Origin of the sequence: Halosimplex amylolyticum (genome assembly GCF_051414035.1) — an archaeon.
In the GTDB taxonomy this organism is placed as follows: Archaea; Halobacteriota; Halobacteria; order Halobacteriales; family Haloarculaceae; genus Halosimplex; species Halosimplex amylolyticum.
Genome location: NZ_JBLKNW010000001.1, coordinates 431,103 through 456,440, shown reverse-complemented (window position 1 = coordinate 456,440; position 25,338 = coordinate 431,103). Strand labels below are relative to the sequence as shown.

Here is a 25,338-nt window from a genome sequence, read left to right as displayed (position 1 = left end):
TGGTGGGGCTACGTCGATCGCGACGCGCGTCCGCCGCGCCGTCAGATGCGAGTCGGCGCGGGAGAGGACCTATTGAGCCACGCGTCCTATGGGACGCATGGTTCGCAAATCGGCACTCGTCGCGGGCGCGGTGGGAGGGATCGTGGCGGCCGTCGGAGGGTGGTCGCTCTACCAGCGGTACGCGACCGAGACCGTCCCCTACACCGTCGTCGCTCGCCTCGGCGACGTCGAGCTGCGCCGCTATCCGGAACTGGCCCTCGCCGAGACGGTCGCCCCGTCCGAGAACGAAGCCTTCGGTCGGCTGTTCCGGTACATCGCCGGTGGGAACGACGGCGGGGAGGACCTCGAGATGACCGCACCGGTCGAAGTGACGGACCCCGGAACGAAGCTCGCGATGACGACCCCGGTCGAGATGGCGCGTCCCACGCCGGTGGGTTCGACGACGCCCGCCGAACCAGCCACGAGTCGCGCCGAGAGCGGGGTCCGGATGGCGTTTTATCTCCCGCCGGAGTACGACGTCGACTCGGCCCCGAGTCCGACCGACGACGACGTCGACCTGGTCTCCGTCCCGGAGCGAACGCTCGCAGTCCGACGGTTCTCCTGGCGGGCAACCGACGACCGTCTCGCCCGTGAAACCGACCGACTGCTCGCGACACTCGACGCTGCCGACGTCCCACTCGACGGCGATCCGTTCTTCCTGGGATACGACGCTCCCTGGACGCTCCCTCCGCTCCGGCGCAACGAGGTCGCCGTCCAGGTCGAAGCGAGCGACTGAGCCCGCGCGGTCGCTCGCCAGTGACGTCGACAGAAGTGGGTTGGCCAGGAGTTGAACCTGGGGCCTGCTCCGTGTGAAGGAGCCGTCATAACCGGACTAGACCACCAACCCGGACACTCTGCGATACTTCGCCGCCCACCTTAAGAATTGCTTTCCGTCGAGACGCCTACCGTGACTCGGTTCGGCCGCGATACGAACCGATAGTCGCGCGGACTTCGTCGAGAACGTGCCGGACTTCCCTCTCGACTCGCTCCCGGGCCGCCTCGAACCGTCCCTGTTCGGGCGCTTTCTCCCGCCCGGTCAGCTCCCGAACCTTCTCCTCGGCCGGCGCGACCTCCTCGGTCACGCCCTTCCTGGCCGTCTCGACCGCTCGCTTCAGGTAGTACAGGGTGTCTTCGAAGTGCCTGTTCATACCTGTCCTTACGCAGGCAACAGATATATGCTTTCCCCCACCGCAACGTTTATCTTCTTTTAGGCAGACCTAAATCATGTCGGCGCGGTCGACCGTCGGGCCCGCGCCGTCTGTCTGTCCCAACAGGCTGTGACGTCCGCACACGACGGTGGGCATCGCCGTGTGCCGACGATTTCTCTCCGGGGGACCCGCCACGCACTTACAGCACCAGCCAGTATCGAGGCACATGTTCGAGCAGGTTCCCGTGCCGACGCCGTTCCAGGTCGGCCCCGTGAACGCCTATCTCGCCGACCGGACGCTCGTGGATCCGGGCCCCGACAGCGACGAGGCCTGGTCTCGTCTCACCGACGCGCTCGCCGAGCGCGACCTCGCTCCGGAGGACATCGAACAGGTGCTCATCACCCACCCTCACCCCGACCACTTCGGGCTCGCCAGCCGATTCCGGGAACTCGGCGCGTCGATCGTCGCCCACTCCGACGCCGCGGCGATCATGGCCGACTTCCCCGGCCGCCTGGACGCCGAACAGGCCTACTTCAGCGAGTTCTTCGAGCGCTGCGGCATGGCGCCGTCGACGGCCGACACCGTCACCGAACTCCCGGAAGCGTTCGTCCACTACGCGCCGAGCGTGACGGTCGACCGCAGCGTCAGCGCCGGTGAGACGGTCGCCGTCGACGGCCGCGAGCTCCGCGTCGACGACCTCGTCGGTCACGCGAGCGGCGAGGTCCTCTTCGCGTTCGACGGCCCGGGCGGTCGGGAAGCCATCGTCGGCGACAACGTCCTCGCGGAGATCACGCCGAACCCGTTCCTCCAGCCACCGGTGGATCCCGACGCGGCCCGTCCCCGGGTGCTCCCGGCGTACAACGACTCTCTCGCGACGTTGCGCGACGCCGGCTACGACCGCCTGCACCCGGGCCACCGCGGCCTGGTCGACGACCCCGCCGGTCGCATCGAGGCCATCCTCGCCGAACACGAGGAGCGCACGGAGCGCGTGGCCGACATGCTCGACGAGCCGACCACGCCCGTCGAGGTGATGACCGGACTCTTCGGCGACCTCCCCGTCACCGAGCAGTTCCCCGGGATGAGCGAGGCCGTGGGCCACCTCGACGTGCTCGAAGCCGCCGGGCGGGTGACAGTCAGCGAGACCGACGACAGCATCCGCTACGAACGCGACGAGTGAGTCGGCCGTAGAAGACGGCACGGATCGCCAGCGGCGGACTCCATCGGTAGCGGGCTGACTCCCTCAATAGGAGGGCGATTCCTCGCGGACGCCTTCGCGTTTGTTCACCGCGCGGGCGAGCGTGAACAGCAGGTCCGAGAGGCGGTTGAGGTAGACGATGGCGCTCTCGTTGACGCCCTCCTCGGCCTCGGCGAAGGCGACCGCGCGACGTTCGGCCCGCCGACAGACCGCCCGCGCCTGGTGGAGTTTCGCGCCGGGTTCCGACCCGCTCGGCAGGATGAAGCTCTCCAGCGGGTCCAGTTCCTCGTCGAAGGCGTCGATGCTGGTTTCGAGGTGCTCGACGTGGTCCTCGCGGACTCTGGGGTCGGCCTCGTCCGGGTCGGGGTTGGCGAAGTCCGCCTGCACGACGTGGAGGTGGTTCTGGACCTCGCGCAGGAGGTCGTCGACGTCGTCGTGGCCGGTCGGTCGGACGACGCCGACGAGCGCGTTCACCTCGTCGACGGTCCCGTAGGCTTCGATGCGGGGGTTCGTCTTCGAGACGCGAGACATGTCCCGCAGGTCGGTCAGTCCCTCGTCGCCGCGGCCGGTGTAGATCTTCATACGCACCGCTCCGACGGCCAGCGACTTAAGGACGGAGCCGAACGGCCGACGACTCACGCTGCACGGCCGACGGCCTCCGTTGGACAGCCGACGGTCCTCACTGCACGGCCGATGGCTCGCCGGACCGGGGTCGACCGGACCGCCGCACCCGCGGGGAAAATCAGCACGTTAAATTACCGCCGTGCAGAAGGCGGAGGTATGAGCGAGCTCATGGAGCACGAATGTCCGGTCTGCGGGACCGAGCGCGAGTTCTTCCAGGCGGCGAGCACGAACGTCCACATCGGGACGAAAGTCAAGTGGCACTGCCCCGACTGTGACTACGGGTTCGTCCGCATCGACGGGACCGTCGACACGAGCGAAGCCACTGCGTAAGCCCGTCCGAATCAGTCCGTTTTCGCGTCGTCGGCCCCGGTAGCGTCGCGTCTCACTCGTCGGCAGCCGTCAGCGAGAGCGCGACCGCAGCGCCGCCGAGGTCGCTCTCTTCGAAGCGCATGCGACCGCCGCAGGCGTCGCACACCCAGCGGACGACCCACAGACCGAGGCCGCTGGCGTGTTCGAGCTGTGTTATCTCGGCCGAGTCGTCGACGACGGACCGCTCGTACTCGGGGATCCCGGGGCCGTCGTCGGCGACGGTGAGCGCGATTCGACCGCCCTCGCGCTCGGTCTCGACGCGGATCTGGACGCCGTCACCGCCGTACTCGGCGCTGTTCTCGAGCAGTTCCCGGAGCGCGAGCTCGATCCGGCCGTCGCCGACGACGGTCTCGTCGTCGACGTCGGTCGCGATCTGCACGTCTGGGAACTCGTCGCGGTACTCCGTGACGACGTCGGCGACGAGGCCGCCGATCCCGACGGTGCCGTCGCGGAGCGACCCCTCGCGCATCGTCCGATCGAGCGAACGGGCGCGCTCGCCGAGCGAGGCGACGTCGGCGGCCGTCTCCACGAGCGTCTCCGCCCACTCTTCGAGCGACTCGTCGTCCACCTGCCCGGCGATCATCTCCGCGTACCCCATCACCACGTTGAGGTCGTTGCGGAGGTTGTGCCGGAGGACGCGGTTGAGGACCTGGAGTCGGCGCTCGCGCTCCTTCTGGTCGGTGATGTCGGTGTAGATGCCGAAACTGCTCGTCCCGCCCGTCCCGGTCTCGAACGGGACGCCGCGGAAGAGGAAGTCCCGGTAGCCGTCTGCGGCCTCGCGGCGAACCTCGCACTGGACGACTTCGCCCTCTGCGGCCGCCCGGTCGAGTTGCCGACCGCTCTCGCGCTCGTCCGCCGGCAGGATGAGGTCGTTGAGCGGTTCGCCGGCGATGGTCGCGGGTTCGTAGCCGAACACCTCCGCGAAGGCGTCGTTGATGGTCGTGACGATAGGCCCGCAGTCCTCGTCGAGCGACGCCTCGACGACGGCGTCGGGCAGGTTGTCGAAGAGGTACGTGAACCGGTCGCGCTGGGTCTCCAGTCGCTCGCGGGTCTCGACGAGTTCGCTCCGGTCACGGACGACGCCGACGCTCCCGGCGAACGCCTCGTCGGCCGGGAGGGGCGACACCTCCACTTCCGCCGGGAGCGCCTCGCCGTCGTCTCGGCGGAGCGTCGTCTGGACGACGCTGCTCTCGACGTCCTCGTCGCGGACGTCCGCGACGGCCGCGGCCAGCGCGGACCCGTCGTCGAGTACCGACGCGACCGGCGTGCCGACGAGGGCCGCGCGTTCGACGCCGAGCCACGCGGCCAGCGGTTCGGTCACCAGCGAGAACCGTCCGGTCTCGTCGGCGACGTACACCATGTCCTGGACGTTCTCCAGCACCGTCCGGTACTGGACGAGTTCGTCCTCGTAGGCCACGCGGTCGAGGGCGACCGCCGCGTTTGACGCGAGGATCTCCGCGAGCGAGCGGTCGCCGTCGTCGAACTCTTCGCCGTCGGTGGCGCCGATGCTGATCGTCCCCTGGTCGCCCAGGGGGACGTACAGCGTCTCCGTGATGGACTCGGGCAGGTCGCCGACGGCCGGGTCAACGTCCGTCGGTGCGTGGAGCGTCTCCTCGCGTTCGAACGCGCGCCCGGGACCGCCCTCGCCGACCTCGTAGCCCGGCCGGTTCGCGACGGAGATCACGTCGCTGCCCGACCCGGCGACGGCTTCGAGGCGGCCGCTCTCGGGGTCGTACAGCCGAACGACGTTGAGTTCGTACCCCACCGTCTCCGCCACGGCGTCGGCGACGATCTCGGCGACGCGGTCGCTCCCGTGTGCGCCCAGCAGCGCCCGGGAGGTGTCCAGCAGTTCGGCGAATCGCTCGCGGGCCTGGCGGAGCTCCCGCTCGCGTTCCTTTCGGTCGGTGATGTCGCGGATGACGCCGGCCGTCCCCTCGAATCGCCCCTCCTCGTCGGTCAGCATCGTCATGTGGTCCTCGGCGTCGACCGGATCGCCGGACCGGGGCTGGAGCGCGAGTTCGAACGTCGTCTCGACGGCGTTCCCGGAGACGAGTTCCCGGAGCTTGTTCTCGGCGCGCTGGACCGTCGGCTCGTCCTTGATGACCGATGTGTGTTCGCCGAGCAACGCCTCGCGGTCGTAGCCCGTCAGATCGAGGAGCGCGTCGTTGACGACCTCGAAGCGGCCCTCGTCGTCGAGCGCGTAGACGCCGTCGTCGACGGCCTCGATGATCGACTCGTAGCGTTCGAGTTCCCTCGTCCGCTCGCGCTTGTCCGTCACGTCGCGGATCACGCCCGCGATGCCGACGACCTCGCCGTCTTCCGTGACCGCGGTGACGTGGTCTTCCGCGGGAAACGGGTCGCCGTCCCGCGGGACGACCGTCGTCGACACCGTCTCGGACTCGCTCTCGCCGGTGACTACGCGCCGGATCGCCGGGAAGACGTTGGCTTCCGCCTCCTCCGTCGTGATCATCGCGGCGTTCTCGCCGACGAGCTCCTCGATACCGTACCCGGTCATCTCGGCGAGGGACTCGTTGGCGACGAGGAACCTCCCCCTGGTGTCGAGGACGTAGAGCCCGTCGTTGACGGCGTCGACCGCCGCACCAGCCTCTCCGATCCCGACAGTCACCCCAGCCTCGGCGTCGGCATCCGTGGCCCCCCGCAGGTCACCGCCGGTCGGGGCTCCGACGGCCCCGCGTTCGGTCGATTCCGATTCGCTATCGGCCGCTCCGTCCCCGTCGGTGACCACCGGTTGCGATCCGTCGCGGAGGTGCGCGCGGACGCGCTCGGCCAGCGACGGCCCCGTCGTGGCCCGCGGCACGTACTCGCTGACGTCGAGCCGCGTCGCCGCCGCAGCGAGGTCGCCATCGGGGCCCTCCGAGGCGAGGATCACCGGGACGTCGTATCCGAACTCGCGGACGCCCGACAGCGGGTCGAGCGGGTCGAACGCGGCGTCGTCGTTCGCCTCCCGTGCTTCGTCCCCCTCGTCGGTCGCCGGGTCGTCACCCACCGCACCCGGCCCCCCGGCCTCGATGACGACGCACGCTACGTCCCCGGCTTGCAATCGCTCGAGGACCGCTCGCGTCGTCGTGACACAGTCGACGTTCCACCCGTCGGCTTCGAGTTCGGCCCCCCACGAACCCTCGGCCCACGAACCATCCACCCCCTGACCGATCACCAGAACCGTCGCTCCCATTTGTACGCCGAGACAAAGAAATTCGTCCATATAGCGACTTCCCCCCGATTATCGAAAACTGAATCGTACGCGACCGGGGGGCGCCGCCGTGTGCGGGACGGGGCGGACTACTCGTCGAGCGCGTGCCAGGAGAGTCGCGGTTCGCGCGCGGCGCTGGCCTGGTCGATCCGCCGGGCCGCGGTTCGCTCGGGCGCGGCTTCGAGCGTCGCGTCGTCCTCGGCCGCGACGGCGTCGAAGGCCGCCGCGAGGTCGTCGAGCGAGCCGCGCGTCTCCGCCTCCGTCGGCTCGGTCATCAGCGCCTCGTCGACGATCTCGGGCCACTTCGTCGTCGGCGGGTGGACGCCGTAGTCGAGCATCCGCTTGGCCGCGTCCGCGGCGTCCTGGTCGCCCGCGCTCGCGACGAACTCGTGGTGGAAGGGGCCGTAGGGCACCTCGTAGTCGATCTGGCTCGCGAGGTAGTTGGCGTTCAGGACCGCCTTGGCGCTCGCGTCGGCCAGCCCCGCGTCGCCCAGGCGGGCGACGTACGCGTACGCCCGGACGAGGACGAGCCAGTTGCCCGAGAAGCCGTGGACCTTGCCGATGCTCCGCTCGGGCTCGTAGCGCTCGTAGCCGCTCCCGTCCGCCTGTTCTCCCGGGTCGCTGCGCTCCCCGCTCGAACCGGCCGCGGAACTCCGTTCCGCGCGTTCTCTGACGTGCGGGCTCGGCAGGAACGGCGCCAGTTCGTCGACGACGCCGACGGGGCCGGCGCCCGGGCCGCCGCCGCCGTGGGGCGTCGCGAACGTCTTGTGGACGTTGTAGTGCATCACGTCGAAGCCCATGTCGCCGGGGCGAGCCCTGCCGAGCAGGGCGTTGAGGTTCGCGCCGTCGTAGTAGAGCAGCCCGCCCGCGTCGTGGACGACCTCCGCGATGTGCTCGATGTCCCGCTCGAACAGGCCGAGCGTGTTCGGGTTGGTGAGCATCAGCGCGGCGGTGTCGTCGCCGACAGCGGCCTCCAGCGCATCGATGTCGACGCGGCCGTCGTCGTCGCTCGGGAGCTCGACCACGTCGAACCCGGACATCGCCGCCGTCGCGAAGTTCGTGCCGTGGGCGCTGTCCGGGATGACGACTTCCGAGCGGTCCTCGCCGTTGGCCTCGTGGTACGCGCTGGCGATCCGGATGCCCGTGAACTCACCGGCCGCGCCCGCCGGCGGCTGGAGCGTCACCGCGTCCATCCCGCCGATGCGCCCGAGGTAGTCCTGGAGTTTCGCCTGCAGTTCCAGCGTGCCCTGGAGGCTCCGGCCCGACCGGTCGGGGTGGACCGCGGCGTCGGGCAGGGCGGCGACCCGCTCGGTGAACTTCGGATTGTACTTCATCGTGCACGACCCGAGCGGGAACGGCCCGCTGTCGACGCCGTAGTTCATCTGGGAGAGGCGGGCGTAGTGGCGGGCGAGTTCCGGCTCCGCCAGCCCCGGCAGTTCGAGCGAGTCGCGCGTCAGGTCCGCAGGGAGCGGCGAGTCGTCGCCGATCTCGACCTCCGTCGAGTCCTTCTCGGAGAGCAGCGGCTCGTACTCGCCGTCGTCGGTCCAGCGAGCCTGGTCGTAGAGCGTGCCCGCCTCGGGCGCGTGGTCCGCGGCGTCGTCGACACCCTCGATTTCCCCCGGTTCTTCGCTCATCTCAGGCCACCTCCTCCACCGCGTCGACGAAGCTGTCGATCGCGGGCTCGTTCGCGTCGGTGACGCAGACCTGGATGCGGTGCTCGCCGACGACGTGGACGGCGAACCCCTCCGTTTCGAGGTCGCTCGCCACCGCGGCGGCGGGCTGGTCGGTCCGTGCCTGGAACTCGCGGAAGTGATAGCGGTCGTGGACCGGCGCTTTGATCCCCGAGACGTCGTCCAGCCTGCCGGCGAGGTCCTCGGCCAGCCGGACGCAGTCCTCGGCGAGGTCGACGAGGCCGTCCGGGCCGAGCGTGGCGGCGTGGATGGCCGCCCTGAGCGCCAGCAGCGCCTGGTTCGTGCAGATGTTGCTCGTCGCCCGCTCCTTCCGGATGTGTTGCTCGCGGGTCTGGAGCGTGAGCGTGAACGCCCGCCGGTCGGTGGCGTCTTCGCTGATCCCGACGAGTCGACCGGGTACCTGCCGGAGGAACTCCTCGCGCGTCGCGAAGATGCCCATGCCCATGCCGTAGGCGGTGCCGAGCCCCAGCGAACTCGCCTCGCCCACGACGACGTCGGCGCCGACGTCCGCAGGCCGCTCGAGCAGCGCGAGGGCGACCGGGTCCGACCCGAGGACGAACAGGGCGTCGTGGTCGTCGGCGAGGTCGCCGACGGCACCGAGCGACTCCTCGACGGCGCCGCTGACCGTCGGGTTCTCGGCGTAGACCATCGCTGCGTCCTCGTCGAGCGCGTCGGCGAGGCCGTCCGTGTCGACGTTCCCCGCTTCGGTCGGATAGGTCTCGATCGACAGATCGGGACCGTCCGCGTACTGTTCGAGCACCGCGCGTTTGCCCTCGCGCAACTGGTCCGGGACGAGGATGCGGTCGCCCGAGACCGACCGGACGCGCTGTGAGAGCGTCGCGGCCTCGCCGAGCGCGGAGGCGGCGTCGTACATCGAGCAGTTCGCCACGTCGAGACCCGTCAGTTCGACGAGCATCGACTGGTACTCGAACAGGGCCTGCAGGAACCCCTGGGCGACCTCGGGCTGGTACTGCGTGTAGGAGGTGAGAAACTCCTGGCGGCTCGCCAGGTCGTCGACCAGCGCCGGGACGTAGTGGTCGTAGTGACCACGCCCCATGAACTCGGTCAGGTCGTCGTTGCGCCCGAGCGCCAGCTCGACCTGCCGGTGGACGGTCCGTTCGCTCCGCGCCTCGATACCGAAGTCGCCGTCGAACCTGACCGACTCGGGGATGTCGAACAGGGCTTCCTCGCTGTCGGCGCCGACGGCCGCCAGCATCGCCTCGGTGTCGGTCGCGTCGTGGGGGGCGTACGGGCTCCCGCGCGTCTGCCGTGTCATTGTGGTCCCTCGCGTGTCATGGCTGAAATCCTCCGTCGGGAGAGATGGACGACCCTATCGGACGCTCGCACATGAGCCTCCCGTTTCACGTCTCGGACGGCACCTCAGACCGCGACGGACCCGGGAGGAGGGCACGCACTTCCGACGGGGAGCCGTGCACTTCCGACGGGACGCCGCGCGCCTCTGACGGGCGTGCCGTTTGCCGGTCTCGGCGCCGGGAGGCTTGCCAGCCGGTGGGAACGCGAGCACGCCTTTATCTCCGGCCGTCCCCGGAGGCCACACATGGAAGTCGTCGCGAGCGAGAACCCGATGATCGACGCCGAACGCCTGCGGGACCGACTGGGCGAGGCCGTGACCGTCACCGTCGCCGAAACGGGCACCGAAGCGGCGGTCCGCGAGGCCGCCGCCGACGCCGTCGCGCTCGTCGCCGACGTGTCGACCCCCGTCACGGCCGACGTGCTCGACGCGTGTGACGACCTCGACGTCGTCGCGCGGGCCGGTGTCGGCATCGACACGATAGACGTCGAGGCCGCCGCCGAGCGCGGTGTCACGGTGACGAACGTCCCGGACTACTGCACCGACGAGGTCGCGAGTCACACGGTCTCGCTCCTGCTGGCCTGCCTGCGGCGCCTGGGCGTCTACGACCGCGACGTGAAAGGCGGCGGCTGGGACTGGCGCGTCGGCGGGTCGGTTCACCGGCTGGCAGACAGCACGCTCGGGTTCGTCTCGTACGGCCCGATCGCCCGGCGCGTCCGCGAGCAGACCGCCGGGTTCGACGTCGAGTACGTCGCGTACGACCCCTACGTCGACCGGGCGGAGATGGCCGACGACGGCGTCGAACGGGTCGAGTTCGAGGCGTTGCTCGACCGCAGCGACCTCGTGTCGGTCACCGCGCCGCTGACTGCGGAGACGAGAGACATGATCGACGACGCTGCGTTCGCGCGACTGGCCGACCACGCCGTCGTCGTCAACACCGGCCGCGGCGGCGTCGTCGACGAGGAGGCACTGGCCAACGCACTCGAATCGGGGGAGATCGGGGCGGCCGGGCTCGACGTGTTCGCCGAGGAACCTCCCGAGGACTCGCCGCTGTTCGACCGTGACGACGCGATCCTGACCCCACACGCGGCGTGGTACTCGGCGGAGGCTCGCGTGGAACTCAACCGGACGGTGGCGGAGAACGTCGCCGCCGTCCTGGCCGGCGAGACGCCGCCGAACCGGATCGACCCCGGGCTGGACTGGGTCTGAGCGGCCAACGGCGGACCGGCGCCGTCACTCCGACGGCGCGGACTCGCGGACCTCGATCAGGGTTCCGGGCCGCGACTCGTCGGCGGCGATGGGGAGTCGCACGTTCAACACGCCGTCGTCGTAGTCGGCCGTGATCGACTCCGCGTCCACCGATCGGGGGACCGAGACGTGGCGGTTGTAGACGCGCGTCTCGCCGTCGTCGTCGCGGTGTTCGGCGGTGACGTGGAGCCGCCCGTCGTGCCAGCGGAGGTCGACGTCCTCGCGCTCGTAGCCGGGGAGGTCGACGTACACCTCGTACGCCCCCTCGTCTTTGAACAGTTCGACCTCGTGGTCCGGGTGGTGTGTCATGACTGGCCTCCGTTCGTATGGTGGACCGCGACCCATTTGAATCGACGCGTTGATTCTCGCCCTCCGAGACCCGTTGCGGCCCCGGCCACCGCCCGTGGGACCGCGACCACCGCCCGTGGGACCGCCGACTATGGCTCCGTCGCGACCGCCGAGTGTCGCTCCGCAGCGCCCCCGTGCCACGCCTTGACTAACCGGTCAGTCAGTTCGGAAACTTTTTGACTAACCGGTCAGTTAACTCAGCCAATGAGCGGAGAGACGGAGAGCGCCGCGGCGGGCGCCTCGGACACGCCCGAGGCGATCATGGAAGCCACCTACCGGGCGCTCTGTAAACACGGCTATGCGGACCTGACGATGCAGAACATCGCCGACGAGTCGGACAAGAGCAAGGCCTCGTTGCACTACCACTTCGACACGAAAGAGGATCTCCTGCTGGCGTTTCTCGACCACCTCTACGACTCGTTCACCGCGGAGTTCGCGACCACCGACGGCGAGCACGCCGTCGACCGGCTGATCACCTTCGTCGACGAGGTGCTGTGCAAGTCCGACGTGGAGGGCGCGGAGGAGTTCCAGACGGCGCTGCTGGAGATCAAGGCCCAGGGACCCTACGTCGAGGCCTACCGGGAGGAACTGGAGCGGATCGACGCGTTCGTCCGCGACCGAGTGCGCGAAATCGTCGCCGACGGGATCGAGGACGGTGTCGTCCGCGCCGACGTCGACCCCGACGACACGGCCGCGTTCGTCGCGACGCTCGTCGACGGCGTCAACACGCGCCGCGTCGCCATCGGCGAGACAGACGGAAGCACCCGGAACATCTTCGTCGCGTACGTCCGCGAGAACCTCGTCGCACCCGACGCCGACGTCGACATCGACGGCGATGCGCTGGGAGCGGTCTCGGAGAGTGAGGACTGATGGCCGGCGACCGCGTCGACCGCCTCGTCCGCGCCGTCCGCGAGCGAGTGAACGTGGTGTTCAAGGGCCGCGACGAGTTCGACCTGACCTCCGGGGACATCGCCAGACCGCTCTTCTACCTCTCGATCCCCATCGTCGTCACCAACCTCCTGCAGACGATGTACAACCTGGTCGACACCATCTGGCTGGGCCGCTACAGCACGGAGGCGCTGGCGGCCATCAGCTTCGCGTTCCCGGTCGTCTTCTTCCTCATCTCGCTCGGACTCGGCATCTCCATCGCCGGGAGCATCCTCGTCGCCCAGCACATCGGCGCCGACGAGGAGCGCGAGGCGGAGTTCGCCGCCTCCCAGACCGTGACCTTCGCCATCATCGCCTCGCTGATCCTCGGGACCGTCGGCTACTTCATCGTCGGCGACCTGCTCGGGTTGCTCGGCGCGTCCGACGACGTCCTCCCCGGCGCGACGGCGTACCTGGAGATCATCTCGATCGGGATGGTGTTCATGTTCGCCTTCTTCGTGTTCATGTCGCTGATGCGCGGCTACGGCGACACGATCACGCCGATGCTCGTCATGTTCGTCACCGTCGTCGTCAACATGGTCCTCGACCCGTTCTTCATCTTCGGGTGGTGGCTGTTCCCCGAACTGGGCGTCGAGGGGGCCGCCTACGCGACCGTCTTCTCGCGAGCGCTCGCGACCGTCATCGGCCTCGGCATCATGTTCCAGGGGACTCGCGGCGTCAAGATCCGCCTCGAAGACATGAAGCCGGACCTCTCGTACCTGCGGAAGCTCCTCCGTATCGGCGTCCCCGCCTCCATCGAGGGGACCGGCAACGCCATCGCGGTCAACCTCATGCTCGTCATCGTCAGCGCGTTCCCGACCGTGGTCGTCGCCGCCTACGGCGTCGGGGTCCGGATGTTCTCGGTCATCTTCCTGCCGGCCATCGCGGTCGGTCGCGGCGTCGAGACGATGTCCGGCCAGAACATCGGCGCCAAAGAGCAAGAGCGCGCCGCGTCGGCGACGCACTTCGCCGCCCGCGCCATGTTCGTCGTCCTCGCCGCCGTCGGCGTGCTCACCTGGCTCGGCGCCGGCAACATCGTCGCCGTCTTCTCCGACGACGCCGAGGTGGTCGAGGTCGGCCGCCTGTTCCTGCGCTACGTCGCGCCCACCTTCGGGTTCACCGGCATTTTCCACTCCTACAAGGGCGGATTCCGCGGGGCAGGCAAGACGATGACCGCCGCGCTCATCTCCATCGCCATGCTCGGCGCCATCCGCCTCCCCGTCGCCCTCTTCGCCTCCCAGTCGCTCGGCTACGAGGGGTCGTGGGTCGCGGGCCTCGTCGACGCCATCCCGTTCGACCCTCTCGCCGCCCTCCTCAGCGCGCCCATCGAGGCCGTCGCCGTCTTCGAGATGGGCTACGAGGGCATCTGGCTCTCCTTCGCCGTCTCGAACGTCGCCGGCGCCGCGCTGGCGTTCGCCTGGTACATGCGCGGCACCTGGCGCGACGCCGACCTCACCGAAGGTGCCACCGGCGTCGGCGCCGCCGCCGGAACCGACGGCGAGGCCGAACCGACGACCGACGACTGACTTCGCCGACGACTGGCGTTCGCCGACGGAGGCCTGCGGATCCGTCGTCTCCGACCCCAGCGGATTCCACCCCAGGAGTCCGGGCCGAATCCGCTCTCGCGCGAGAAGTTAAAAGGGATCCCGCCCTATCTCCCGCCGAGGCGACCACATGACGGCGCGCGACCCCTCGTTCGCGATCCCGGGCCGACCCGAGCGCACGTACCCGCGGAGCGGCGGCGTCGAGTACGAGGGCGAGACGGTGTTCGCCCTGACGCCCGAGGCCGACTACTCGGACGGCGACCTCGAAGCGCTCGTCACCTCCGTCCTCGAATCCGGCCCCTACCGCTCGGGCGACTTCATGGAGCTCCCGATGCCGCTCTACCTCGTCCGCGACGAGGAGACCGCAGACGTGTTTCGCGTCACCGTGCGCAACTGCTCGATCCAGTTGCACGTGCTCCCGGAGACCGAATCGGCAGGACTGCGCCGCTTCTACGACCGACTCTGCGAAATCTCCGAGTGCGAGTGGTCGGTCGTCTGCCGGACGGACTTCGGGTGAGTAGCGGTCGCGCCGCCATTCGTCCACGGCTTCACACCGGGCCGGCAGCACCGGTTCTCGACAGTAAGCGTCGACCAGTTACGATCCTGACGTCGCGTTCGACGTCCAGTCCGGCCGTTCCACGTCGGTGTTCCCGACGTCCGTCACGGTGTGGGCCACCGTGACGTTCAGCGTCTCGTTGTCGGCTTCCCAGGCGATCTCGACGCGGTAGCGACGGATCACCCCGTCGGCGTCGACGAGAAGCGTCGCGGAGAAATCCGTCATCGCGGGGGACCGTCCGTCCAGCGCATCGACGCCGACCGCTTCGTAGCGCATCACTTTCGCGTCGCGGAAGGTCTCCATGCCGAGACGCTCGTAAGAAGTGTTGTCCGAGATGTACTGGTACGGTTCGTTGAACATTCGCTGCTGCCAGCCCGTCCAGAGGTACTGTTCACTCGACCTGTTTAGCCGTCTGGCGTCGGAGTCCATCGTCACCCTCGACCCGGTGTTCGTTCGCTTCAGTACGTACGTCGTGGTACCGTTCGAGTAGACCGACCCGTTCTGCAGGCTCCCGAGGTACGGCCACTCGCCCCTGGAGTCGAGCAGGAACTGGCCGGCCTCGGGGTCCACGAGCGCCCGTCGACTGCCGTTCCAGGTGCTCGACCCGCCTAACAGAGAAGCGTATTCGGGATCGTGTCTAGCGACGGATTGCTCGAACTCGACCGTGAAGCTCTCGTTCGCGAGTAGCGCCGCGTGTCTGTCCATCACCGATCGATCGATCGCCGACGCATTGGGAAAGTCGGCCGACGTCGGCTCGGCTCGGTCAGTCCCACCCAATCCGCTACAGCCTGCGAGGACCAGTAGCGCGACGACGACCACCGCAAGGAGGGCAGCGTCCCTCATTGACTGTGATTTACCAGACACTCATGTAATACTTTTGCCGATAGAGGCTTTGCTACCGGACCAACAGACGGGAACCACCGCGGTGTGGTCGGTGAAACAGGTGCTCGGCGGCGGTACGTTCCGCAAAAACCGTCGAAGAAGCCTAGGCCGGGATTTGAACCCGATGCCAGAACTCACTCTGTTCGGTCTGCCGTGATTCAAATCCCGGTGTCGACTTCTTCGACGCAGCAATGGCTCGGCGACGGAGCGCCTCGCAGAATTGCGTCGAAGAAGCCTAGGCCGGGATTTGAACCCGGGCTCTCGTCCTTACCAAGGACGCGCTTTACCTCTAAGCTACCCAGGCGCCGTTCGTCAGTTGCCACGATTCGTCTTTAGGCGTTTCGATCCGGTCGCCGCCGTGCGGGCCTACCACACGGAGACGGCGCCGGAACAGCACCGGCTCAGAACCGCTCGGCCAGCGCCGCCGGCGTCGCCTCGGAGAACAGCCCCTCGGCGAGGGGCAGTGCGCCCTCGCTTCGGGCCAGATCCCCGACGTGCGCCCGCAGATCCGTGGTCGCCTCGCCGCCGGCGGCCGTCGCCCCGGCGACGGCCGCGAGTTCGAACACGTCGACCTCCAGGTTGCCGTCGAAGGTCTCGTCGCCGGTCGTCCGGCGGCGCGTCTGGTCGCCGCCGAACGACCGGACGACCGCGACCGCCTCGGTGGAGGCCTCGGTGCGCGCGAGCAGGTAGAACCCGCGGGCGACCATCACGTCGGCGACGAGGATGTCCATGTCCGCGGCGTCGGCCTCGGTCGTCGCCGTCGGGTCCGTGGGCACGCCGTCAGCGTCGGAGAGCGTCACGTCCCCGCCGTCGGTGAATTCGTCGCCCCGCGGACCGGCCGACGCACCCTCGCGCTCCCAGGGCGGGTCCTGCGAGAGCGTCCGCGTGAGTCGCAGCCCCTCGTAGATGAGCTGGACGCCCGCGCCGCGTTCGGCGAGGGCCTCCAGCGATATCGACGGGGAATCGTCAGCCGATGCGCGGGCTGCGGCGGCGCGGGCGCTCAGGACCGTCAGCACACCGGGTGCCATCGACCCGTCTTCGAGACGTTCGCGGATGCGTTCGCGAAGGCGGTCGGGCTCGACGTCGCCGACCGCGTCCGTCGCGGCCACGCGGACCGCCGCGGCTTCCTCCATTGGCGTCGGCTAGCGGGGGGAAGGGCAAAGACCTTTGGAAACGACTTACCGAACGACACCTATGTCGACGCCTGCGACGGTCCACCCGCCGTTCACGAGCGCTCGCCGCATCGCCCCGGGGGCCCCACGGTGATCGAGACGGTCACCGACGGCGACGTGCGCGTGGTGACGCTCGACCGCCCGGACCGTCGGAACGCACTCACTCCAGCGGCGCTCGACGACCTCGAAGCGGCCATCGAGGGAACCGACAGACCCGTCGTCTTCCTCCGCGGCGCGGGCCCGGCGTTCTGTGCCGGCGCGGACCTCGACGCGGTCGCCGCAGTCGACGACCGCGACGCGGCCGAGGCCTTCGCCCGTCGCGGCCAGGAGGTAGCCGCGTCGATCGCCGATTCCGATGCGGTCGTCGTGGCTGGCATCGACGGGGCGGCACGAGGCGGTGGCGTCGAACTCGCGCTGGCCTGCGACGTGCGCGTCGCGACGGCCGAAGCGACCTTCGCCGAGACGGGGGCGACCATCGGCCTGTTCGGCGCCTGGGGAGGCACAGCCCGCCTGCCGGAAGTGGTCGGTCTCGGCGAAGCGATGGACCTGGCGCTCTCCGGGCGAGTCCTCGACGCCGACGAAGCGCTCCGCACGGGTCTCGTCTCCCGCGTCGTCGACGACCCGCGGGCCGTTGCCGAGGAGATCGCCGCCAACGACCCCGCAGCGCTACGCGTCATCAAAGCCCGACTGCGGGACGACGCTGACCGTCGCGTCCAGGAGCGTCGCGAGGCCGAGGCGTTCGCCGACCTGCACGCTGAATTCGAGCGGTAGCGATCGCGTCGGGAGCCACTACCGCGGAGCCCTCAGCCGGCGCCGAACCCTCGGCCGGGGCGGAGCCGTCGGTCGGTCGTTCTGTCACTCCGGGAACCGAAACCGTTGAAAGCACAGGCGACTCAGTGAGGGTATAATGCCGGACTGCGACTACTGCGGGGCGACGTTCGACGGGGAGGAGGCCTATCTGGACCACCTCGCCGCGGAACACGAGGGCGAACTGCGGTCGATCGACCAGCGGCGCGTCGCGGACCGCGAATCGGCGTCCGAAGGCGGGTTCCCGCTCGGACCGGCCGTGCTCGTCGGACTCCTCGTGTTCTCGGGCGCGCTCGTCATCTACGTCACGTTCCTGATGGGCGGCTCGGGCGGCACGGCGTCTGCGAGCGGACTCCCCGACAGCGGCGACGACTCGGTGATATCCCAGGTCGAGACGGAAGAATCCGAGGGCAACCGACACGTCAGCGGGGGCACCGACATCAACTACGAGACGGTTCCGCCGACCAGCGGGACGCACTACGGCGGGTCCACGGTGAGCGCCGGATTCTACACCGACCGGCAGGAGCTGGGCTCGCTCGTCCACTCGCTGGAACACGGCGCGGTCATCGTCTACTACGACCCCGCGGAGATCTCCGATGCCGGCGAGGAGGGGCTGCGCGGCTGGGCGAGCAACCAGACCGGCAACTGGCAGAGCTTCATCGCCGTCCCCAACCCGAACGAGGACCCCGAGGCCACGTACGTCCTGACCGCCTGGGAGAAGCGCCTGACGATGAACGAGTACGACGCCGGCAAAGTCCGTGCGTTCGCCGCCGAGTACATCGGCCGCGGTCCGGAGAACCCGGTCCGGTAACGCCGCGGTCGTCGTTCGGTCCGGTCGCTTCGTCGCCCCGTTTTCCCGCTTTCGTCGCTCAGTGCAGCCGGTCGGGACCCGGCGGCGCCCGCCGCTTGTGCTCGCTCGCCTCGTAGAGCTCACGAACCGTTTCGATCGTCTCCGTTTCGACCCCGATCTCTTTCGCCGTCGCCGCGGTCGACAGCGGGCCGTCGACGTGGAGCGCGAGGATGGAATCGAGCGTGTCGTAGCCCATCCCGAGTTCGCCCTCGTCGGTCTGGCCTTCCCAGAGCTCGGCGCTGGACTCCTTGCCCGCAAGGTCGTCCGGGACGCCGACGTGCCGGGCGAGCTGGCGGACCTGCTGTTTGTAGAGGTTGGCGATGGGGTGGCAGTCGACCGCGCCGTCGCCGTACTTCGTGAAGTACCCGACGAGCGCCTCGCTCCGATTCCCCGTCCCGACGACCAGCCCGTCCTCGTGGTTCGCGACCAGGTAGTTCAGGACGGCACGGACGCGCGCCCGGAGGTTCCCCGTCGCCGTCGTGTCCTCGGCGGCGTCGGGGTAGGCATCGAGAAACGCGTCGACGAGCGGGTTGATCTCGACCACGTCGAACTCCACGTCGAGGAGTTCGCTCGCCACCCGCTCGGCGTCGCTCATGTTCTCCTCGCGGTTGACCTCGCTCGGCTGGACGAGCGCGTGGACGTTCTCGGCGCCGAGTGCCTCGACGAGCAGGTACCCGGTGAGCGTGCTGTCGATCCCGCCCGAGAGGCCGAGGATCGCCTGGTCGGCACCCGCGGCCTCGTACTGACTCGCGATGAAGTCGGTGATGTGCTCGCGATGTGCGTCGAGTTCTTCCGCCGAGAGCGTCAGGTCGAGCGGGTCGTCCGCCCGGGCGATCGTCTCTGTCGCAGTCATGACGGGCGCTTGGGGTGGCGGCGACTAATACCCTCGCGTCGACGGCCATCGGTGACCGTCCGTCCACTCCTGCGAAGCGCTACGTTCAAGTGATCGGCCCTGCCACTTCCACCCGAAGGGAGCGCCGTTGGCGAGTAGTCCCGAGCGGACTGCGAGCCTCGGGGCGAACGAAGTGAGCGCCGTTGGTCCAGTGGTAGGACATTAGCTTCCCAAGCTAATAGCCCGGGTTCAATTCCCGGACGGCGCATGCGAGGCGCGAATAGTGAGGGACCTCCGGTCCCTCATACCGTGCGAACGGGCGGCTTCGCCGCCCGTGAGCAGACGGAGTGAGCGCCTCGGAAAGCGAACGGCGAACGAAGTGAGCCGTGAGCACATGTCTGCGCCGCCATCTTTTTCCGCCTCGGGTGTCCTCGCGAGCCTACGGCTCGCTGCGGGCACCACTCGGCGCAAAAACATGGGTGAAAAAGGCCGGACGGCTCGGTCGCTTCGCTCCCTCGCGTCCGGTACAACGGATCGTTCCACCTCACAGCACCGCTACTGCCACCACACAGTACCGCTACCGCGTCCGCACGACACCGCTCTCCCACCGCTACCGCACCGGTAGTTCTTCAAAAAATGGCCGTCAGCCGAATTGTCCGCGACCGCTCAGGACGACACGGACTGCGTCTCGCTGGTCGAGTTGCCGGCGGCGTCGGTGACGGTGAGCGTTACGTCGTAGGTGGTGCCGCCGCCCTGTTTGATCTTGAAGCTGTCCGACCCGCTGGCCGAGGAACCGGAGACGTTCGAGGTCGCCGAATCGACCACGGCACCGCTCGGATCGAACACCTCGACGACGACGCTATCGAGGTCGCCGTCCGCGTCAGAGACGGCCCAGTCGGCCGTGATCTCCGCGTGGGGGTTCGGCGACCCGGCCTCGGTCACGCTGTAGGAGTCGACGACGGGCGCGTTGTCGCCAGTCCCGCCGCTCGTCGTAAACGTCGCGCTGGTCCCGCTGTCGCTGTCGCCGTCGCTCGCGTCCGCGACCGCGCGGAACTCGTAGTCGGTGCCGCTGGAGAGCCCTGACACGTCCTGACTGTAGCTTCCCGTCGAGGAGCGCGTCTGGGAACTCGTCGCGGTCCAGCTACTCGCGCCGCTCTCGCGGTACTCGAAGTAACAGTCGGCCGAGGAGGCGCCGCCGAGGTCGTCGAGCGACCCCGAGAGCGTCGCCGACGTGTCGCCGACGTTCGACGCCGATCCGGTCGAGACGGCGACGCTCGTGTCGCCGCCCCCGGAGTCGCCGAGGGCCGCTTCGACGTCGAGCAGGCCCGCCCCCGACTCGTTCGAGGCGAGGCCGATGTCCTCGGCAGAGTCGCGGAGTTGCTGGCGTGCTTCCGTGTTGGTGTAGCCGTTGTCCATGAGCTGGGCGCCAGCGCCCGAGACGTGCGGGCAGGCCATGCTCGTCCCGGAGTAGGTGTCGTACCCGCCGGCGACCGTCGAGTAGATGTCCCCGCCCGGTGCCGCGAGTTCGACCTCCGGACCGGTCGAGGAGAAACTCGACAGGCTGTCGTCGCTGTCTGTCGACCCGACGGCGACCACGCTGTCGTAGGCCGCCGGGTAACCGACGCAGTCGGTGCAGGGGCCATCGTTGCCCGCCGCCGCGACCAGGAGCACGCCGTTGTTCTCGGCGTACTGGCAGGCGTCCTGCAGCGTCTGGTCGCCGGAACTCGCACCGAGGCTCAGGCTACCGACGTCCCAGCCCTGGTCGGCGACGTACTCGATGCCGGCCGCGACGTCCGAGAGCGACCCGCTCCCACAGCCGTCGAGAACCTTGACCGCGTGGAGGGTCGCGTCGGTCGAGACGCCGACGACCCCCTCTGTGTTGTCGTCTGCGTCGGCGATGCCGGCGCAGTGGGTCCCGTGGTTGTCGTCGTCGTCCCACGGCTCGTTGCAGGCGTTGTCGTTCGTGGATCCCCCGTACCGGCAGTTGTTCACGCTGCCGCAGTCGACGTACGCTCGCCCGGTCCCGAGGTTCGCCTGCAGGTCCGGGTGGTCGGAGTCGATTCCGGTGTCGATGATGGCGACGTCCGCGCCTCCCTCGCCGTCGGTGTCGTCCCCGCCGGTCTCGCCGTCGGCGTGAACGACGTCCGCGTCGACGCGGTCGACCCCCCACGGGAGCGTCTGTTCGATCTTCTCGTACGTGCTGTCGGCTTCGACGTACCGGACGTGCGGGTTCTTCCCGAGGGCCTCGCGGGCCTGTTCCGGGAACTTCCCCGCGACGGCCATGCCGATCTCGCCGAAGTCGAACTCGCGTTTCACCGACGACGCGTGCCTTCTCGCCGCTTCCGCCCCCCGTTCGTTCTTCGTCCCGACGATGTAGGCGTCGTCTGGCGCGTCGCCGGCGGCCTGGCCAGTCGCCGCGACTGCCGCCAGGCCCGCCCCGGCGGCCTGTAAGACCTCTCTCCGAGTTGGTGTTTCGTCTGGCATCCGTGTACTCCGGCTCAGTCATCAATTGGTAACGGTTTATAATCTTTCATAACTGAAACTGATTCGGTAATTGTGACGTACGTACATCGCAACCAAATGGTGTAAAGCCGCAACTAACACGGGCAGTCCGTTGCTTCTCCCGGCTAATCTGGCGAATCTGTCGAGCAGGGTGTATCGGGCGAACCGGGCGAATCCGACTAATCGCACTCGACGACTGGGATTCTCGATACTGGATCCGAATCCGGCACCGACACACGGTGCACATCGACGACGGGGCCGCTGGAACCGCCGGACGCTTTTTCGCGCGGGCGGGGGTAGCTGACCGTATGGAACTGACGCCCACTGTGACCGTCGACGCGGGCGAGGACGACGTCGTCGTCCGCCTCACGGTGACGAACGACGGCGACGACCCCCTCGAACTGACGTTCGGGTCCGGACAGACCGCCGAGTTCGTCGTCCGGACGGACGGCGAGACCGTCTGGCGCTGGAGCGACGGACGGCTGTTCACCCAACAGGTCCGCCGGGAGACGATAGCTCCCGGCGAGAAACTGGTGGCGGAGGGGCGCTGGAGCGACCCGCAGCCGGGACAGTTCACGGTTGAGGCGACGCTGACCGCGGCGGACCACCGGCCGTCGGCCAGCGCGACCTTCGAACGCTGAACGCGACCCGGGGAGCGCCGACCGGTCAGCTCGGCCGCCTGCGGTGGTCACCCGTGATACTTGGGTTTATGCCGCTCGGAGCGAAAGAGAGTGGCAATGTCAGGGAGTGGGCGGGTTCTCGTGGTCGCCCGCCGGCCCGAGCGCGCGGCGGCCCTCGCCGACGAACTCGGGGCGGACGGGTCGCTGTCCACGGAGACGTCGAGCGCGACGGGTCCGGCCGCGATAGACGACCCGGGAGACGCCGACTGTCTCGTGTGGGTCGGCGACGCGACGGCCGAGGGCCTCGCGGCCCTCGTCGAACGCGCGAAGGGTCGAGAAGCGACGCCGGTCGTGGTCGTCGGGGGCGGCGACCTCACACCGGAGGCCGCCTTCGACGCCGGCGTCGCCGACTACGTTCGCGGTGGCGACGGCGAGGCGACGGTCCTCGCCCGGCGGATCGAGCAGGGACTCGGCGGCGTCGACGGGTCGTCCGACACCCAACCCGCGACGATCGCCGACGGGAGCGGAGAGCAGTCGGAGCGATTGGGCGGCGCCGCGTCGACGACCGAGACGAGCGCCAGACGGGTCCTCGACCGCGTCGACCGCGGCGTGGTCGGCCTCGACGACGACTGGCGGATCACCTACCTCAACAGCCGGGCCGAGGCCATCGTCGGCCGATCGACTGACGAACTGGTCGGGGAAGACATCTGGGAGATGTTCCCCGAAGCCGAGGGGACGGTGGTCGAACGGGAGTACCGCGAGGCGCTGGAGAGCCAGACCGTCCGGACCTTCGAGACGTACGACGAACGGACCGACTCGTGGCTGGAGGTGACCGTGTTCCCGGCCGCCGACGGGCTGTCCGTGTCCCTGCGCGACGTGACCGACGAGAAACGGACGAAGGCCGAACTGGAGCGAAACGAGCGCGCGCTCCGGGACCTCCAGCGGCTGGCCTCGTCGCGTGACCTCTCGTTCCCGGAGAAACTTGACCGGGCGCTGGCGGTCGGCTGCGAGCGACTGGACCTCGAACTCGGCTATCTCACCCGCATCGACGACGGAACCCAGCGGATCGTCGCGACCCACGGCGACCCGGCCGCCTTCGAATCGGGATCGAGCGCGCCGCTGTGCGAGACGTACTGCCGGAGAGCGCTCGACGCCGACGGGGTGCTCGCGGTCGCGGACACCGCCGTCGCGGGCTGGGACGACGACCCCGCCGACGACCGGTTCGGGCTGGGGTGTTACCTCGGCGGGACGCTGCTCGTCGACGGCGAGCGCTACGGGACGCTCTGCTTCGGGTCGAACGGGGCCCGGGAGCACCCGTTCAGCGACGCCGAGGAGACGTTCATCGAGCTGCTCATCGAGTGGGTCAGTTACGAACTCGAACGCCGCGAGCACGAGCGGGAGCTGGGCCGCTACGAGACCATCGTCCGCTCGGTCGACGACGGCGTCTACGAGCTCGACACCGACGGTCGCTTCACGTTCGTCAATCCCGCGATGTGCCGGATCACGGGCTACGAACCGGACGAACTCGTCGGCAGACACGTCTCGGTGATCAAGGGGGACGCGGCGACGGAGGACGCCGTCGCGGCGCTGCTGGCGGGCGAGGAGACGGAGCTGACCGTCGAATCGGTCGTCCAGCGCAAGCGCGGGCCGCCGGTCCCCTGCGAGGACAGCGTGACGGTCCGCACCGACGAGGACGGGGAGGTCCGCGCCGTCGTCGGCGTCGTCCGCGACGTGACCGAGCAGACGGCCCACCGGGAGATGCTCTCGGAACTGGTCACGTCCTCGCGGTCGCTGATGCAGGCCCGCGACCGCGAGGAAGTCGCGGAGATGGCCGCCAGGGCCGTCAGAGACGTGCTCGGGTTCGAACTGACCGTCGTCCGTCTGTTCGACCGCGACGAGAACCGCCTGCACCCGGCCGGAACGACCGACGCAGTCGTCGAGCACGGCCTGGAGACGCCGAGTTACGACGTCGACGAGGGCGGGCCGGGCCGGGCGTTCGTCGACGGCGAGATGGTTGTCGTCGAGGACACCTCGACCGCTGACGACGGCCGCGACCACGACGTCGTCCGCTCGGCCCTGCACATCCCCATGGGCGTCCACGGCACCATCAGCATCGGCTCCGAGGAGCTCGACGGCTTCTCGAACGTCGACCGCCGGGCCGCCCAGCTGCTCGCGACCAGCGCGGCCGCGGCGGCCAACCGCGCCAAGCGCGAACAGGAGGTCCGCGACGCCCGCGAACGGGTCGACACGCTCGTCGACCGGATCAACGGCCTCATCGAGAACACCGTCGAGGTGCTCGTCCAGTCCGGCACCCGCGAGGAGCTCGAACGCGGCGTCGTCGAACAGCTCGTCGCGACCGACCCCTACGCCTTCGCGTGGATCGGCCAGCCCGACCTGGCCGCCGATCGGGTCGAAGCCGCCGCGTGGGACGGCGACATCCCCGGACTGGACTCGGCCGTCGAGTCCCTCTCGCTCGACCGAGCGGCGGCCCGCGACGCCGCCGACCCCGCCGCGCTCGCGCTGGACGACGAGACCATCCACATCGTCGACGACCTCGCCGACGCCCCCGCGGACAGCGTCCACGCCGTCGCCCACGAGGCCGGCCTGGGATCGATGATCGCCGTCCCGCTCACCTACAAGGACGCGAGCTACGGCGTCCTCTGCGTCTACGCGCCGACGACCGACGCCTTCGCCGACCGCGAACAGGTCGTCCTCAGCGCCCTCGGCCGCGCGGTCGCCAACGCCGTCAACGCCATCGAGAGCGGCCGCATCCTCTCGACCGACCGCGTCGTCGAACTGGAGTTCACCGTCCGCGACAGCGACCTCCTCTTCGGCCGCCTCTCGGTGCAGACGGACGCCACGCTGGAGTTGACGGGCTCGGTCCACGAGTCCGACGGCAGCCTCCGGCTGTACGTGGCGGCGAGCGGCGCCGACGCCGACGAACTCGAATCGGTGCTGGCTGGCGACGACGCGGTCACGTCGGCGACGACCATCGTCGACCACGACGGCGACGTGCTGTTCGAGGCGGTCGTCGCGGACTCGCTCGTCGAGGTGCTCGCCGACCACGGCGCGGTCACGCGGTCGGTCACCGCCGAGGACGGTGTGGCGCGCTACACCATCGAACTCCCCTACGAGGCGGAGGCCCGCGAGCTGTTCGAACTCGTCGCCGACCGCTACGAGGAGACGGACCTGGTCGGCTACCACGAGCACGAGCGGCCCGTCCGCACCCGCCAGGAGTTCCGCGAGGCCGTCACCGACCGGTTCACCGACCGCCAGGAGACCGCCATCCGCACGGCGTTCCTCGGCGGCTTCTTCGAGTGGCCCCGCGACGTCGACGGCGACGACCTCGCGGAGTCGATGGACATCTCCCGGCCTACCTACCACCAGCACCTCCGCGCCGCCCAGCGAAAGGTGTTCGACGAACTGTTCGATCCCCACTCCGGGCGGCGCGACTGACCCGT

General features: G+C 69.2%; 21 protein-coding genes and 3 tRNA genes. 12 read left to right on the top strand and 12 right to left on the bottom strand.

Annotated elements, in window-relative coordinates:
- The first annotated feature begins 97 nt into the window (after nt 1-97).
- Nucleotides 98-775, top strand: coding sequence for an SOUL family heme-binding protein (locus tag ACMGFE_RS02145; RefSeq protein ID WP_436923383.1), 678 nt, complete (start codon nt 98-100; stop codon nt 773-775).
- 36 nt (nt 776-811) lie between these two features.
- Here the strand turns inward: ACMGFE_RS02145 and ACMGFE_RS02140 are convergent.
- Nucleotides 812-886: transfer RNA gene (locus ACMGFE_RS02140), tRNA-Val, on the bottom strand.
- Between the two features lie 55 nt (nt 887-941).
- Complete coding sequence (locus tag ACMGFE_RS02135) at nt 942-1,187, bottom strand: DUF7553 family protein (RefSeq protein WP_436923382.1); 246 nt, start codon at nt 1,185-1,187, stop codon at nt 942-944.
- Between the two features lie 226 nt (nt 1,188-1,413).
- Here ACMGFE_RS02135 and ACMGFE_RS02130 point away from each other — a divergent pair, with 226 nt between their 5' ends.
- The gene (locus tag ACMGFE_RS02130) at nt 1,414-2,364 is read left to right on the top strand and encodes an MBL fold metallo-hydrolase (protein ID WP_436923381.1); all 951 of its coding nucleotides are present in this window, start codon (nt 1,414-1,416) and stop codon (nt 2,362-2,364) included.
- Between the two features lie 63 nt (nt 2,365-2,427).
- Here the strand turns inward: ACMGFE_RS02130 and ACMGFE_RS02125 are convergent, their stop codons facing one another.
- Nucleotides 2,428-2,964: a cob(I)yrinic acid a,c-diamide adenosyltransferase gene (locus ACMGFE_RS02125; RefSeq protein ID WP_436923380.1), complete on the bottom strand. Its 537-nt coding sequence runs from the start codon at nt 2,962-2,964 to the stop codon at nt 2,428-2,430.
- A 198-nt stretch (nt 2,965-3,162) separates the two neighbouring features.
- On the opposite strand from ACMGFE_RS02125, the gene ACMGFE_RS02120 reads away from it, so the two are divergent.
- Complete coding sequence (locus tag ACMGFE_RS02120; RefSeq protein ID WP_436923379.1) at nt 3,163-3,336, top strand: DUF7838 family putative zinc beta-ribbon protein; 174 nt, start codon at nt 3,163-3,165, stop codon at nt 3,334-3,336.
- 52 nt (nt 3,337-3,388) lie between these two features.
- Here the strand turns inward: ACMGFE_RS02120 and ACMGFE_RS02115 are convergent, their stop codons facing one another.
- The 3 genes from ACMGFE_RS02115 to gcvPA all read right to left on the bottom strand — a co-directional run bounded on the left by ACMGFE_RS02115 (nt 3,389) and on the right by gcvPA (nt 9,553).
- Nucleotides 3,389-6,568, bottom strand: a complete 3,180-nt coding sequence (locus ACMGFE_RS02115; protein ID WP_436923378.1) for a PAS domain S-box protein — start codon at nt 6,566-6,568, stop codon at nt 3,389-3,391.
- Nucleotides 6,569-6,675: 107 nt separating this feature from the next.
- On the bottom strand, nt 6,676-8,220 hold the full coding sequence (gcvPB, locus tag ACMGFE_RS02110; protein ID WP_436923377.1) for an aminomethyl-transferring glycine dehydrogenase subunit GcvPB: 1,545 nt from the start codon (nt 8,218-8,220) through the stop codon (nt 6,676-6,678).
- 1 nt (nt 8,221) lies between these two features.
- Nucleotides 8,222-9,553: an aminomethyl-transferring glycine dehydrogenase subunit GcvPA gene (gene gcvPA, locus ACMGFE_RS02105; protein ID WP_436923376.1), complete on the bottom strand. Its 1,332-nt coding sequence runs from the start codon at nt 9,551-9,553 to the stop codon at nt 8,222-8,224.
- Nucleotides 9,554-9,835: 282 nt separating this feature from the next.
- On the opposite strand from gcvPA, the gene ACMGFE_RS02100 reads away from it, so the two are divergent.
- Entirely contained in the window at nt 9,836-10,798 is a 963-nt protein-coding gene (locus tag ACMGFE_RS02100; RefSeq protein WP_436923375.1) for a C-terminal binding protein, read from the top strand.
- 24 nt (nt 10,799-10,822) lie between these two features.
- Here the strand turns inward: ACMGFE_RS02100 and ACMGFE_RS02095 are convergent, their stop codons facing one another.
- Nucleotides 10,823-11,146: an Hsp20/alpha crystallin family protein gene (locus ACMGFE_RS02095; protein ID WP_436923374.1), complete on the bottom strand. Its 324-nt coding sequence runs from the start codon at nt 11,144-11,146 to the stop codon at nt 10,823-10,825.
- Nucleotides 11,147-11,389: 243 nt separating this feature from the next.
- Between ACMGFE_RS02095 and ACMGFE_RS02090 the strand changes: the two genes are divergently transcribed.
- From ACMGFE_RS02090 to ACMGFE_RS02080, 3 genes are all read left to right on the top strand, one after another.
- Nucleotides 11,390-12,055, top strand: coding sequence for a TetR/AcrR family transcriptional regulator (locus ACMGFE_RS02090; protein WP_436923373.1), 666 nt, complete (start codon nt 11,390-11,392; stop codon nt 12,053-12,055).
- On the top strand, nt 12,055-13,638 hold the full coding sequence (locus ACMGFE_RS02085) for an MATE family efflux transporter (protein ID WP_436923372.1): 1,584 nt from the start codon (nt 12,055-12,057) through the stop codon (nt 13,636-13,638). The genes ACMGFE_RS02090 and ACMGFE_RS02085 overlap by 1 nt, the downstream gene beginning before the upstream one ends.
- Before the next feature lie 148 nt (nt 13,639-13,786).
- A complete protein-coding gene (locus ACMGFE_RS02080; RefSeq protein ID WP_436923370.1) occupies nt 13,787-14,173 on the top strand; it encodes a hypothetical protein in 387 nt (128 codons plus the stop codon).
- A gap of 78 nt (nt 14,174-14,251) precedes the next feature.
- Here the strand turns inward: ACMGFE_RS02080 and ACMGFE_RS02075 are convergent, their stop codons facing one another.
- The 3 genes from ACMGFE_RS02075 to ACMGFE_RS02065 form a co-directional block, all read right to left on the bottom strand.
- Complete coding sequence (locus tag ACMGFE_RS02075; RefSeq protein WP_436923369.1) at nt 14,252-15,055, bottom strand: DUF7537 family lipoprotein; 804 nt, start codon at nt 15,053-15,055, stop codon at nt 14,252-14,254.
- 271 nt (nt 15,056-15,326) lie between these two features.
- Nucleotides 15,327-15,398 (bottom strand) — tRNA-Thr (locus ACMGFE_RS02070).
- Between the two features lie 97 nt (nt 15,399-15,495).
- On the bottom strand, nt 15,496-16,227 hold the full coding sequence (locus ACMGFE_RS02065) for a DUF7114 family protein (RefSeq protein ID WP_436923368.1): 732 nt from the start codon (nt 16,225-16,227) through the stop codon (nt 15,496-15,498).
- A 129-nt stretch (nt 16,228-16,356) separates the two neighbouring features.
- Between ACMGFE_RS02065 and ACMGFE_RS02060 the strand changes: the two genes are divergently transcribed.
- The gene (locus tag ACMGFE_RS02060; protein ID WP_436923367.1) at nt 16,357-17,037 is read left to right on the top strand and encodes an enoyl-CoA hydratase/isomerase family protein; all 681 of its coding nucleotides are present in this window, start codon (nt 16,357-16,359) and stop codon (nt 17,035-17,037) included.
- A 136-nt stretch (nt 17,038-17,173) separates the two neighbouring features.
- Nucleotides 17,174-17,884: a thioredoxin-like domain-containing protein gene (locus ACMGFE_RS02055; RefSeq protein WP_436923366.1), complete on the top strand. Its 711-nt coding sequence runs from the start codon at nt 17,174-17,176 to the stop codon at nt 17,882-17,884.
- A 58-nt stretch (nt 17,885-17,942) separates the two neighbouring features.
- Here ACMGFE_RS02055 and ACMGFE_RS02050 read toward each other — a convergent pair whose 3' ends face one another.
- On the bottom strand, nt 17,943-18,776 hold the full coding sequence (locus tag ACMGFE_RS02050; protein WP_436923364.1) for an NAD+ synthase: 834 nt from the start codon (nt 18,774-18,776) through the stop codon (nt 17,943-17,945).
- A gap of 176 nt (nt 18,777-18,952) precedes the next feature.
- Here ACMGFE_RS02050 and ACMGFE_RS02045 point away from each other — a divergent pair.
- A tRNA-Gly gene (locus ACMGFE_RS02045) sits at nt 18,953-19,023 on the top strand.
- 398 nt (nt 19,024-19,421) lie between these two features.
- Here ACMGFE_RS02045 and ACMGFE_RS02040 read toward each other — a convergent pair.
- Nucleotides 19,422-21,239 carry a S8 family serine peptidase gene (locus tag ACMGFE_RS02040; RefSeq protein ID WP_436923363.1) on the bottom strand — a complete coding sequence of 606 codons (1,818 nt, stop codon included), beginning with the start codon at nt 21,237-21,239 and terminating at the stop codon, nt 19,422-19,424.
- Nucleotides 21,240-21,565: 326 nt separating this feature from the next.
- On the opposite strand from ACMGFE_RS02040, the gene ACMGFE_RS02035 reads away from it, so the two are divergent.
- Nucleotides 21,566-21,898, top strand: coding sequence for a BsuPI-related putative proteinase inhibitor (locus ACMGFE_RS02035; protein ID WP_436923361.1), 333 nt, complete (start codon nt 21,566-21,568; stop codon nt 21,896-21,898).
- A gap of 96 nt (nt 21,899-21,994) precedes the next feature.
- A complete protein-coding gene (locus tag ACMGFE_RS02030) occupies nt 21,995-25,333 on the top strand; it encodes a bacterio-opsin activator domain-containing protein (protein WP_436923360.1) in 3,339 nt (1,112 codons plus the stop codon).
- Nucleotides 25,334-25,338: the final 5 nt, after the last annotated feature.

Bases quoted from the DNA above. Each gene is read 5' to 3' on its own strand.
- ACMGFE_RS02145 (WP_436923383.1), top strand. From the start codon at position 98: ATGGTTCGCAAATCGGCACTCGTCGCGGGCGCGGTGGGAGGGATCGTG.
- ACMGFE_RS02135 (WP_436923382.1), bottom strand. From the start codon at position 1,187: ATGAACAGGCACTTCGAAGACACCCTGTACTACCTGAAGCGAGCGGTC.
- ACMGFE_RS02130 (WP_436923381.1), top strand. From the start codon at position 1,414: ATGTTCGAGCAGGTTCCCGTGCCGACGCCGTTCCAGGTCGGCCCCGTG.
- ACMGFE_RS02125 (WP_436923380.1), bottom strand. From the start codon at position 2,964: ATGAAGATCTACACCGGCCGCGGCGACGAGGGACTGACCGACCTGCGG.
- ACMGFE_RS02120 (WP_436923379.1), top strand. From the start codon at position 3,163: ATGAGCGAGCTCATGGAGCACGAATGTCCGGTCTGCGGGACCGAGCGC.
- ACMGFE_RS02115 (WP_436923378.1), bottom strand. From the start codon at position 6,568: ATGGGAGCGACGGTTCTGGTGATCGGTCAGGGGGTGGATGGTTCGTGG.
- gcvPB (WP_436923377.1), bottom strand. From the start codon at position 8,220: ATGAGCGAAGAACCGGGGGAAATCGAGGGTGTCGACGACGCCGCGGAC.
- gcvPA (WP_436923376.1), bottom strand. From the start codon at position 9,553: ATGACACGGCAGACGCGCGGGAGCCCGTACGCCCCCCACGACGCGACC.
- ACMGFE_RS02100 (WP_436923375.1), top strand. From the start codon at position 9,836: ATGGAAGTCGTCGCGAGCGAGAACCCGATGATCGACGCCGAACGCCTG.
- ACMGFE_RS02095 (WP_436923374.1), bottom strand. From the start codon at position 11,146: ATGACACACCACCCGGACCACGAGGTCGAACTGTTCAAAGACGAGGGG.
- ACMGFE_RS02090 (WP_436923373.1), top strand. From the start codon at position 11,390: ATGAGCGGAGAGACGGAGAGCGCCGCGGCGGGCGCCTCGGACACGCCC.
- ACMGFE_RS02085 (WP_436923372.1), top strand. From the start codon at position 12,055: ATGGCCGGCGACCGCGTCGACCGCCTCGTCCGCGCCGTCCGCGAGCGA.
- ACMGFE_RS02080 (WP_436923370.1), top strand. From the start codon at position 13,787: ATGACGGCGCGCGACCCCTCGTTCGCGATCCCGGGCCGACCCGAGCGC.
- ACMGFE_RS02075 (WP_436923369.1), bottom strand. From the start codon at position 15,055: ATGAGGGACGCTGCCCTCCTTGCGGTGGTCGTCGTCGCGCTACTGGTC.
- ACMGFE_RS02065 (WP_436923368.1), bottom strand. From the start codon at position 16,227: ATGGAGGAAGCCGCGGCGGTCCGCGTGGCCGCGACGGACGCGGTCGGC.
- ACMGFE_RS02055 (WP_436923366.1), top strand. From the start codon at position 17,174: ATGCCGGACTGCGACTACTGCGGGGCGACGTTCGACGGGGAGGAGGCC.
- ACMGFE_RS02050 (WP_436923364.1), bottom strand. From the start codon at position 18,776: ATGACTGCGACAGAGACGATCGCCCGGGCGGACGACCCGCTCGACCTG.
- ACMGFE_RS02040 (WP_436923363.1), bottom strand. From the start codon at position 21,239: ATGCCAGACGAAACACCAACTCGGAGAGAGGTCTTACAGGCCGCCGGG.
- ACMGFE_RS02035 (WP_436923361.1), top strand. From the start codon at position 21,566: ATGGAACTGACGCCCACTGTGACCGTCGACGCGGGCGAGGACGACGTC.
- ACMGFE_RS02030 (WP_436923360.1), top strand. From the start codon at position 21,995: ATGTCAGGGAGTGGGCGGGTTCTCGTGGTCGCCCGCCGGCCCGAGCGC.